At 62.4% G+C, this 10,245-nt stretch carries 11 protein-coding genes and 1 pseudogene; 4 read left to right on the forward strand and 8 right to left on the reverse strand.

Annotated features, from left to right (window positions below; all coding sequences use genetic code 11):
* Window positions 1-210, forward strand: a pseudogene (locus WB528_RS21325) (glutamine--tRNA ligase); the annotation flags it as partial.
* Here WB528_RS21325 and WB528_RS21330 read toward each other — a convergent pair.
* Together WB528_RS21330 and WB528_RS21335 are read right to left on the reverse strand one after the other, a co-directional pair.
* Window positions 211-411 carry a hypothetical protein gene (locus WB528_RS21330; protein ID WP_423890421.1) on the reverse strand — a complete coding sequence of 67 codons (201 nt, stop codon included), beginning with the start codon at window positions 409-411 and terminating at the stop codon, window positions 211-213.
* 162 nt (window positions 412-573) lie between these two features.
* The gene (locus WB528_RS21335) at window positions 574-897 is read right to left on the reverse strand and encodes a helix-turn-helix domain-containing protein (RefSeq protein ID WP_423890423.1); all 324 of its coding nucleotides are present in this window, start codon (window positions 895-897) and stop codon (window positions 574-576) included.
* 137 nt (window positions 898-1,034) lie between these two features.
* On the opposite strand from WB528_RS21335, the gene WB528_RS21340 reads away from it, so the two are divergent.
* Window positions 1,035-3,311, forward strand: a complete 2,277-nt coding sequence (locus WB528_RS21340) for a ComEC/Rec2 family competence protein (RefSeq protein WP_423890424.1) — start codon at window positions 1,035-1,037, stop codon at window positions 3,309-3,311.
* Here WB528_RS21340 and WB528_RS21345 read toward each other — a convergent pair.
* From WB528_RS21345 to WB528_RS21370, 6 genes are all read right to left on the reverse strand, one after another.
* Complete coding sequence (locus WB528_RS21345) at window positions 3,296-3,550, reverse strand: hypothetical protein (RefSeq protein WP_423890440.1); 255 nt, start codon at window positions 3,548-3,550, stop codon at window positions 3,296-3,298. The two genes, WB528_RS21340 and WB528_RS21345, sit on opposite strands and share 16 nt — an antisense overlap.
* A gap of 270 nt (window positions 3,551-3,820) precedes the next feature.
* Complete coding sequence (locus tag WB528_RS21350) at window positions 3,821-4,240, reverse strand: hypothetical protein (protein WP_423890426.1); 420 nt, start codon at window positions 4,238-4,240, stop codon at window positions 3,821-3,823.
* Window positions 4,241-4,475: 235 nt separating this feature from the next.
* The gene (gene lexA, locus WB528_RS21355) at window positions 4,476-5,183 is read right to left on the reverse strand and encodes a transcriptional repressor LexA (protein ID WP_423890427.1); all 708 of its coding nucleotides are present in this window, start codon (window positions 5,181-5,183) and stop codon (window positions 4,476-4,478) included.
* 194 nt (window positions 5,184-5,377) lie between these two features.
* Window positions 5,378-6,592, reverse strand: coding sequence for a gephyrin-like molybdotransferase Glp (glp, locus tag WB528_RS21360; RefSeq protein WP_423890429.1), 1,215 nt, complete (start codon window positions 6,590-6,592; stop codon window positions 5,378-5,380).
* Between the two features lie 36 nt (window positions 6,593-6,628).
* Window positions 6,629-7,246 carry an HAD-IA family hydrolase gene (locus tag WB528_RS21365; protein ID WP_423890431.1) on the reverse strand — a complete coding sequence of 206 codons (618 nt, stop codon included), beginning with the start codon at window positions 7,244-7,246 and terminating at the stop codon, window positions 6,629-6,631.
* A gap of 26 nt (window positions 7,247-7,272) precedes the next feature.
* Window positions 7,273-8,403: an alpha-hydroxy acid oxidase gene (locus WB528_RS21370; RefSeq protein WP_423890433.1), complete on the reverse strand. Its 1,131-nt coding sequence runs from the start codon at window positions 8,401-8,403 to the stop codon at window positions 7,273-7,275.
* A 475-nt stretch (window positions 8,404-8,878) separates the two neighbouring features.
* Here WB528_RS21370 and WB528_RS21375 point away from each other — a divergent pair, with 475 nt between their 5' ends.
* Together WB528_RS21375 and WB528_RS21380 are read left to right on the forward strand one after the other, a co-directional pair.
* The gene (locus tag WB528_RS21375; RefSeq protein WP_423890436.1) at window positions 8,879-9,445 is read left to right on the forward strand and encodes a YbhB/YbcL family Raf kinase inhibitor-like protein; all 567 of its coding nucleotides are present in this window, start codon (window positions 8,879-8,881) and stop codon (window positions 9,443-9,445) included.
* Window positions 9,446-9,547: 102 nt separating this feature from the next.
* The gene (locus WB528_RS21380) at window positions 9,548-10,135 is read left to right on the forward strand and encodes a cupin domain-containing protein (protein WP_423890438.1); all 588 of its coding nucleotides are present in this window, start codon (window positions 9,548-9,550) and stop codon (window positions 10,133-10,135) included.
* Window positions 10,136-10,245 lie beyond the last annotated feature (110 nt).

Below are 10,245 nucleotides of genomic sequence, written 5' to 3' on the forward strand. Positions count from 1 at the left end.
TTCACCGCCGACCTCAATCCCCAGTCGCTGGAAATCCTGAAGGACGCGAGGGTTGAGGCTGGTGTCGCCGAGTCCAACTCGGCCGAGGTTGTGCAGTTCGAACGGCAGGGCTATTTCGTGCGGGACACGGATGCTACCGCCGACCGTCCGGTGTTCAACCGCACCATCGGATTGCGCGATACCTTCGCAAAGGAAGTCGGCAAGGCCTAGCTAGCGCGGCCGGCCATGGGAGTGAGCCTCAGTTTTGTCCAAACCCGATATCCGGCCGCGGAGCGTGTGGCTGATCAGACGGTCTCTGGCTCTTTCTTCAATCAAGAGTTTGATGAAGGCGAGCCGCTTGGTCTCGTTGTTCGCTTCCGCCAGCAGCCGACGATAGCGATCGAAATTGTACGCCGTGTCCTCGTCACTCATGGCCACCACCCCGCATCACCCAGTAGCAAATGTTGCGCAAGGTGAGATGCGGCGCAAGCAAACGCAAACGCTCGGAGCCACCGCCGCTCTACAGCGCTGTGGATAACGGCGAGAGGCTTGCGCAAACTCCAAGGAAAAGAGCAGGGCACCCGTTACGCAAAGTCAGGCGAGACGTTCGCGAATTTCATTGCGCATCTTTTCGCGGAAGTCGGCCTTGCGGGCGGGCCGTTCCTTCTCGTCGACATCCCAGCGGTCGAAGATATTGAAGTTGTCGAGAATGGGATGACGATCGCTGGCCATGGCAAGGATAGCCAACAGTTTTCCGGCCGGCCCGCTTGGCCCGGTGACTTCCCATCGGCGGATCGTATCGGCGCCCTCCGTAGTAGGCTCGAGTCCGCAGAGCTTCGCCATGTCGGCGGCCGATAAGGGCCGGCCGATGGCATCGCCGAGATCCTGACGAAGCTGCTTCAATTCCAGGCCTGTCACGAGTTGATTCCTTGCGTATCGCTGCCGCGGTCTCTCGACGAAAATTGCGGCTTTCTCGCGATTCCGCATCCGTTCGCCTTTTGCCGGACCGCCGCCCTAGGTAGCATCGGCCGCGGGGATGTAGCGTAGGGTGGCTGATGGCTGAGCGGGGCAGGACGCCTGGCCGGGTACAGGGCATTGCAGGGACTTGGCCGCCGCGTGGCGGGGTCCAGGCTGGCGGCCTTGTAGGCGGGTCTGAAGCCTGGTCGCGCATATCAGACAAATTGCGCGAGTGGGTACGTGCGGAGGCCGGTGCCGGACGCCTGTTGCCATGGGTCCCCATAGCCTTCGGGACTGGCATTGCCCTTTATTTCGCAGCTGACCACGAGCCGGTATTGCCGGTTGCGGCCGCTACCGCGGCAATACTGGGCGTCGTGGCGTTCCTGCTTCGGCGCGCGAAACTCTTCCCGGTGGCCGTGATGGTCGCCAGCGTCGCAGCCGGCTTTGCGACGGCGACCTTCAGAACCGCGCATATTGCGCATGAGGTTTTGGCAAGGCCGGCCTATTCCGTGTCGGTCTCGGGTTTTGTCGAAGCCCGCGACATCCGCGAACGGACCGACCGGTTTGTGCTGCGGGTGACCCAGATCGAGGGCCCGCGCCTCCAGACAAGGCTGGAACGGGTGCGGCTGTCGGTGCGCAAGGGAATGGCGCCCGATGTCGGCAGCTTCGTCGAAATGAAGGCCCGGTTGCAGCCGCCGCTCGCTCCCTTGCGGCCCGGCAGCTACGACTTCAGCCGCGACCTGTTCTTTCAGGGCATCGGTGCCTCCGGTTTCGTGACCGGCAGCATCAAGGCCCGCGAGCCGCCGGTCGAAGGCGGTCTTTCGTTACGGTATGCCGCCTGGATGCAAGACCTGCGCGACACGATCGACGCGCGGATACGCACGACGCTCGACGGTGACAAGCGTGCGATTGCGACCGCCCTCCTGACCGGGCGCCGCGATGCGATCACCACGCCCGTCAACGATGCGATGTTTATCTCCGGCCTTGGTCACGTGCTTTCGATTTCCGGCTACCACATGGCGGTCGTGGCTGGTGTCGTGTTCTTCGCGATACGCGCTTTGCTGGCGCTTGTCCCGGTGCTGACGGTGGCGTTTCCCATCAAGAAATGGGCCGCCGCCGGCGCGCTCGCGGCCGCCGCATTTTATCTGTTGCTGTCAGGCGCCGAAGTCGCCACGCAAAGGTCGTTCTATATGACGGCCGTGGTGCTGATCGCCGTGATGGTCGATCGCCGCGCCGTTACCTTCCGCACCCTGGCGCTGGCGGCGATCGTCGTGTTGATGCTCGCCCCGGAAGCGGTCGTTCATCCAAGCTTCCAGATGTCGTTTGCGGCAACCCTCGGCCTGGTGGCCCTGGTCCAGATCGGCATGCCCCGTTTGTTTGCGACCCCTGAGAATTCCGCTGCCGCAAAGGTCGCCTTGTGGGGCGGACGCGAACTTATGACGCTCACGCTGGCGTCGCTGATCGCGGGATTTGCGACCACACCCTATGCCGCCTTCCACTTCCACCGGGTGACGCCGTATGGCGTGCTTGCCAATTTGGCGGCCATGCCGGTCGTCTCCGCTGTCGTGATGCCTGCGGGTATGCTGGGGCTTATCGCGATGCCGTTCGGTTTCGACGGCTTCTTCTGGTGGCTGATGGGGGTCGGCATCGACTGGATGATCGCGGTGACCGAGTGGGTAGCGGCCCTTCCGGGCGCGATCGGCCGGATCACGGCATTCGGCATCGGGCCGCTGATCTTATCAAGCCTTGGGATTGTGTTGCTGGGGTTGTTGCGTACGCCGCTGCGATGGACCGGCGCAGCGCTGCTATTGGCGTCGGTGATCTGGGCGCTGGCGCTCCCGCAGCCTGACGTCCTGATCTCCGGTGACGGCCGCAATGTCGCCGTCCGCGGACGAGACGGTCGGCTGCATTTGATGAAGACCGCCAAAGACGCGTTTTTGGTCAAGGAGTGGCTGGCCGCAGATGCCGACGACCGTGGGCCCAGTGATGCTTCGCTCGCTGGCGGCGTGTCATGCGACGGGGAAGGCTGTGTGGCGCCGATGGCCGACGGCCGTTTCGTTGCTCTGTCGCTAAAGCCTGACGGATTGGCCGACGATTGCACGCGGGCGGCGCTGATCGTAACCGCCGCGCCGGCTCCCCCGACATGCGAGGCCACCGTGATCGACCTGAAGCGTCTGCATGCGCAGGGGGCGATGATGCTGCGACGCAAGCCGAACGGATTCATCGTCGATGCCGTCAAGCCAAGAGGCACAAACCGGCCGTGGTCGCCCGCGTCAGGCGAGGTTGAGGCAGTGTCCAATCCCGTGGCCGGGAGCCCCTCGGCGCACCCGGCTGACGCCACGCCGGCGGAAGCAGATCTTCAGGCGGCGGATTGAGATTCCAGCGCTGGTTCATCCGGCATCTGCGGGCTATGCCAGCCCGCGTCGGAACTGACGTGCAGCTCGAACGCGCCTAGATGAAACTCGTCGGTTTCGGCTGACGGCGTCTCGGCCGTTTCGGCCTCGGCCGTCATAGGCGGCGCCAAGGTTTGCACGAGGGTGAAGGACGCGTCGGGAAACTGCCTCCAGATCGCGAGATCGTCGGCGACAATCGTCAGCCATCCGAAACGGAACATGTAGCGACCGGGCTCGGTGACGTGTCCGACCTGTTGCCATGTGACCTTGTTGACGGGCAATGGTGTCTCCCTTTCGAGATGCACGCTTCCTTTCGAGATGCACGCTTCGGAGGTCCTCAGACCGGCCGAATACAACACGCCAGGCGTTCGCCGCTCGAACGCGTGGAAATACAACGCGCGATTGCCTCAATTCTTACGCGCGCTGATCGTTCCGAAATTCACGACGCGTGACGCACCGATCCGATCGGTGGCCAAGCGTGGCGCCGTTCCTCAGCCCGTCGTGATCGGCCTTGGCAGAGGCGCGCTGGCGAGAACAGGACGAGGGGTTGCGCGCTGGACTGCCGGCAGTTGCAAAACCGTCGCACATTGGCCTTCGCGCAGCAGCGTCACCAGCACGCGGCTGCCGTCCGGAAACTCGATCGTGTCGTGATGCCGGTCGGGAAGGTGGCGATCGATCTGGCCGAGCTTGCCAACCCGAAAAGTCGACCGTCGTGTCCAGAACCACCGGCTGTCGTATTTGACGTTGTCGTCGAAGGCGAGTTCGGTCCCTGGCAACAGGCAGACGGCGACTTCGGGTTCTTGCTCCGACGCAAAGCCTTTCGTGGAGGTCCCGCGGAAAGTCGTGGTGATCAATGTTTCGCCGGCTTTGGCGGGGCGCGTGGCGACGGCATGCAGACTATAGTCACACATCGGATGGCTCCTCGGTTGAGATAGCCGGCCGCGCCGCTCCTTCGAAAAGAGGCGCAGGCCTCCATCTAGGTGAACATCAGCGTGCAACTTTGTCGGCAATTGGCGGCAATTCTGCGGCTTGCCCCCAAGGCGACGGATCACAAATTTGTTTTGTTGGATGCAGCGCACCCTTAGGAACTTTTGCGTTCCTCGGGATATGCGCTCGCCAACGGCGATGAGAACCCAGTGCGCGAGTTCAGTACTTCCGATACAGTCCGATCAGCTTGCCCTGAATCTTGACCCGGTTCGGCGGCAAGATCCGGACTTCGTAGGAGGTGTTGGCGGGCTCAAGGGCAATCGAAGCGCCGCGGCGGCGGAAACGCTTCAACGTGGCCTCCTCATCGTCGATCAAGGCCACGACAATGTCGCCGGTCTCGGCGGTCTCGTTGCGCTGGATCAGCGCCATATCGCCGTCGAGGATGCCGGCCTCCACCATCGAGTCGCCGCGTACTTCAAGGGCGTAGTGTTCACCCGATCCCAGCATGTCCGGCGGTACGCTGATGGTGTGGCTGCGGGTCTGGAGCGCTTCGATCGGCGTGCCGGCAGCGATGCGGCCCATCACCGGCACGGCGACCGGACGGTTGCCGTCATCCTCGGTAGCGATGCCGCTCGTGCTGCGAGCCTTTCCGAGGGTGCCTTCGATGACACTTGGGGTGAAGCCGCGCCGGCCATTGCCGCCGGCGCTCGCAAGTTCAGGCAGTTTGATCACTTCGATGGCCCGCGCCCGGTTGGGGAGGCGGCGAATGAAGCCGCGTTCTTCCAGGGCGGTGATCAGGCGATGAATGCCCGACTTCGACCGCAGATCCAGCGCGTCCTTCATCTCGTCGAAGGAGGGCGGTACGCCCGACTCCTTCAGCCGCTCGCTGATGAACCGCAGGAGTTCGTATTGTTTGCGCGTCAGCATCTCGACCAGTCCCCAGTTTGAAGTCGCTCGATTTCCCAGAATGTCTGGCTTTGAGGCTTCCGGCGGAGGGCCCGCTCCGTCCGATATCGTCAAAGCCTAGAAACAAATCATGAACGAACACTATCTGTTCCATATGTGTTCCGCAACCACTTAATTTTTCGTCAATGAAGGTGCTGCTTGCGCAGCGCGCGAACTCACTCGGCAGGCAGCCTGAGGATGTCGCAAGCGGAGCCGGCTTCGGCCGCTGGCGCAAACGGCGGGCGGATCAAAAGTGCCTGTGCCGCAGCGAGATTCCCCAGCAGGGAACTGTCCTGATGATTGACGGGCGTGACGACCAGGGCGCCATCGTCGAGGGTCGTCAAGCGCGCGCGCAGATAGTCCTGACGCTGGTCATTGGCGGCCACAGCGCGTCCGAGCACGGCGGCTTCCGTCCTGTGATGGACCGTGAGTCGTCCGCAGAGTTTACGAATCAGCGGGACAAGAAACAGGAACGCGCACACATAGGATGACACGGGATTGCCGGGCAGGCCGATCACCCGCATTGCGCCGAGTCGTCCGTGCATCAGGGGTTTGCCGGGCCGCATGGCGATTTGCCAGAAGGCGATCGCCACCCCCTCGGCATCGAGCGCTCGCTTGACGAGGTCGTGGTCGCCGACCGATGCACCCCCGGTCGTTATCATCACATCGGCGCCGATATCGCGCGCGCGACGAACTCCTTCCGTGGTGGCTTGCAACGTATCCGCCGCAATGCCGAGGTCGATGATTTCGGCGCCCTCGGCGCGGGCGAGCGCCCGCAAGGCGTATCCATTGGAATACACGATTTGGCCGGGGCCGGGGGTTTCGCCCGGCATCACCAGTTCGTCGCCGGTGGCCATTAACGCCACTTTCGGCTGCCGATGCACCGGCAGGCGAGGGTAGTTCATCGCAGCGGCAAGCGAGAGATGACGGTCGGTCAGGCGGTTACCGGCGGTCAGCAAGACGTCGCCTTCACAAAAATCGACGCCGGCCCGGCGGATATGGCGCCCTGCGATCGCCGCTTCGGTAATGGTAATTGAGGCGCCTTCGACGACCGTATCTTCCTGAATGATCACGGCATCGGCGCCGTCGGGAATGACGCCACCGGTGAAGATGCGCACGGCTTCTCCGGCCGCCACAGTGTGATCGAACGGCCGCCCGGCGGCGACCTCACCGATAACCTTCAGCCGGGCTCCGGCGCGGCCAGCGTCGGCTGCGCGCACCGCGTAGCCATCCATGGCAGACATCGCCTGCGGAGGCTGGGTGCGGAGCGCGGCAAGATCGCGCGCCAGGATCCGCCGGTAGGCCGAATCCAGCGCGACCATCTCCTCGGGCAACGCTTCCGCGCCAGAAAGAACGGCGGCGAGGGCGTCCACGACCGGCATCAGCGCCAAGAGAGAACTCCTTAAGTCGGAACTTTCAAAATGACCTTAGATATCGAGCGCCTCAAGCGCTCTTGCCACATCGTCCGGTGAATTCACAAGAATGCCCTTCAGCCCGCGTTGCCTTGCGCCCTCGATGTTTTCGGCGAGATCATCGAAGAACACAATGCGATTTGCAGGCACGCCGATCGCTCGCACGACGTGATCGTAGGCTTCCGCATCCGGCTTTCGAAGCCCGATCGTAGACGACGCGAAGACTTGGCGGAAATGACCGAGTACCTCGGCATATTGGCCGGAAAAATAGGCGAAATGCGGGGCGTTGGTGTTGGAGAAGGCGTAGAGCGGCAAGCGTTTCGCCGCGCGGGCGAGCAGCTGATTGATGCCAGCCATTTCACCGATAAAAATCGCGTTCCAGCCCTCGATGAATTGCGCGTCGGAAAGCTCGATACCGAGCGATGAGCGTAAGCCCGCAAAGAAGGCCTCATCGCGGATCTCGCCCTTCTCGTGACGCCGGTACAGGTCATCGCGCAAGAACCGTTCTCGAAGGCTTGCCGGCTCGCAACCGGCGTAGCCGGCCCACAAGCCAAGTGTCCGATTGAAATCGAGATCGAGCACCACGCGGCCGAGATCAAACAACAGGGCGTCGGCATCGCCGGGAAAAAGCATGGGCTGGTTCAACCGCGGCGTCCGTTTCAGTACCGATAAGGCTGGATATCAAGAAGCGGGAAAGCTGAGAACACGCTCGGCAGGTTGGTTGGCGACGCTGGATGCAGATAGGATTTGTCGAGCTCAGCGAATTTGGTGACGCCGAGCAGGCCAAGACAGCGGACCACTTCGTCCTCCAGCAGTTCCAGCATCCGCACGATGCCGGCCTCACCGGCGGCAGCCAATGCCCAGCATTGCAGGCGGCCGATACCGACGAGATCGGCACCCATGATGATGGCCTTGACGATGTCGGTGCCGCGGCAGAACGAGCCGTCGACCATGATTTTCGCGCGGCCTTTGACCGCGCTGACGATCTCCGGCAGCACCTGCATCGAGCCGCGGCCCTGGTCGAGCTGGCGCCCGCCATGGTTCGAGACATAGATCCACTCAACTCCATGATCGAGCGCGATCGCGGCATCTTCGGCGGTGGCGATGCCCTTGAGGATCAGTGGGATTTTGTACTTGTCCTTGATGAGTTTGACGGTGCACCAGTCCAGTCCCTTCTGGAAGTCGCCGCCGGTGGCGCGCAAACGGCTTTCCCGGACATAGCGCTTGGCGATGTCGCGCTCGCGGCGGCTGTAGTGGGCGGTGTCGACGGTCAGGCAGAATGCGGTGTAGCCGCTTGCGATCGCTCGCGCGATGCGATCTTCGACAAAAGCGTCGTCGCCGCGGACATAGAGCTGGTAGATGCGAAGCGCATCGGGAGCGGCCTCGGCGACCTTTTCAAGCCCGGGTTCCGACACCGAACTCAGCATTTGGGCGGCGCCAAACCGGCCGACGCCACGCGCGACGCTGGCGGCTGCACCTGCTGGATCGAAGATTTCGAGTGCGCCGACCGGCGCCATCATGACCGGCAGGCGCAACTTGCGGCCGAATACCTCGGTCGTGGCATCGATGCGCGCAACATTGCGCAACACGCGCGGCCGAAATGCGATTTCGTCCAGCGCCATGCGATTGCGGCGCATGGTGGTTTCCGTTTCGGTCGCGCCGATGATGTAGTCCCAGGCGTTCTGGTTCAGATTGGCGCGCGCCCTGTTCACGAACTCATGAAGGTTCTGGAACGGCTCGGCGCTGGCGCCCAGTTCGGTACTCGTCGGGATACGGGTTACTTCGTTCATCTTGTTCTCCTGGTCCTTCCGACGACGTTGCCTCGAGCACTTCTTAACGTCAGTCGTCCGCCAGACAAAACCGTTCAGCGCTTATCAGGAATGCCGGCCAGCGTGAGCCGGGCAATCCGAAAATCCGCTATTTTGCGCGTGCTCCGTCGGCAAGATATCGAGATCGACGGCGTTGACGTAATTTCCGGCCGATTGTGCCTCGGCGCGCTGGCCGGTGGGCCGAAATCGGCAGAGTGGCGGCAGCGGCAGAAATTGACTTGAGCGTGTGTTGATCCTCCCGAGGTTGCGCCGGATGTTTCCGGTTGCGGGCCCGCTTCTCCCGTTTGGAAGCTTTCCTGCGCCTCGGGGTTATCCATAACGCATGGCGTGGGGCCGGGTAAGCCTGCTTGAGCCTGGGCCATTCTTCCCTGCCGCTCTGCAAATTGCTAAAGGCTTGCTCGCGCTTAGCGAGTATCCAAAAAGGGGAGAAATCGCCATGAGAAAAATGATGGCCGGGATTGCGGCCTTGGTTCTGTCCGCTTGGGGCATGACGGCCGCGAATGCGCAAAGCATGAGCGTCGCCAGCTCCGAGATCAAAGAGGGAGGCACGATCGCCAACGAGCAAGTCTTCAAGGGGTTTGGCTGCACCGGCAACAACGTCTCGCCAAGTCTGAGCTGGACCGGAGCACCGAGCGGCGTGAAGAGTTTTGCGGTCAGCATTTATGATCCGGATGCGCCGACCGGCAGCGGCTGGTGGCATTGGGTCGTGTTCAATATCCCGGCGAACGTCACGTCGTTGCCCAAGGGGGCAGGAGACGTAAAGTCCAAGCTGATGCCGAAGGGGGCCATTCAGAGCCGGACCGATTTCGGCGCTGACGGTTATGGCGGACCGTGTCCGCCGACCGGTGACAAGCCGCATCACTACCAGATCACGGTATTTGCGGTCGATGTCGACAAGCTGCCGGACGCGAAAGACGACATGGCGTCGGCGGCGCTGGTCGGGTTCGACCTGCATTTCCATACGCTGGCGAAAGCGACACTGACCGGCACGTACGGACGCTGAGTCCGCACGTTGAAAAGCGCCCCGGTTGACCGGCGCGCTTTGGCACTGTCATCCTCCCGGCCATGCTGACGAAGATCAGCATTGCCGGGAGGAAGTCCAATGATGCTCCGTACGATCCAAACGGTTGCGGTCACCGCGCTAACGGCATGTTCGATCGCCGCCAACGCCTCCGAGATCCGCCGCGTCGTGACTGGCCTTGACGCCAACGACAAGGCAGTCGTGCTATTCGACAGCCGCGTACCTCTGCAAGCAGGTCCCTTTGGTTTGCAGGCAACCAATCTGTGGGTCACCAGTTCCTATCCACTCGGCTTCTCCTTCAAGGATGATACGGCGGCTACTCCGGTCGGCATCTCGCCGCTCGACAATGGCACCAAATTCCGCGTGGTAGAGTTTCCGCCACTCAACCCTGCCACCGAAGCCAAGATGGAACCTGGAGCGCTGATGAAGGCGGTCGGCCCAGTGGCACCGGCGAGAGGGCGCCCCGTCACCCATCCGCTGATGCATCGCACCCGCAGCGTCGATTATGCGGTCGTGCTTTCAGGAGAGGTCGACATGGTGCTCGACGATAGCGTGGTCCATCTCAAACCCGGCGACACGATCGTTCAGCAAGCCACCAACCACGCATGGGTCAATCACGGAACTGAGACTTGCCGGATACTGTTCGTGCTGATGGACTCCAAGCAGCCTTGACCAGGAGGGCGATTTCGGGGCGAGGGTGCCCATCATTTCGGCAATTACAAGTCGGCTGCGGCAATTACAAATTGGACATGAATGGGATTTCCGGTTTTTTGGCGTTCGCG

The organism is Bradyrhizobium sp. (genome assembly GCF_049586575.1).
In the GTDB taxonomy this organism is placed as follows: Bacteria; Pseudomonadota; Alphaproteobacteria; order Rhizobiales; family Xanthobacteraceae; genus Bradyrhizobium.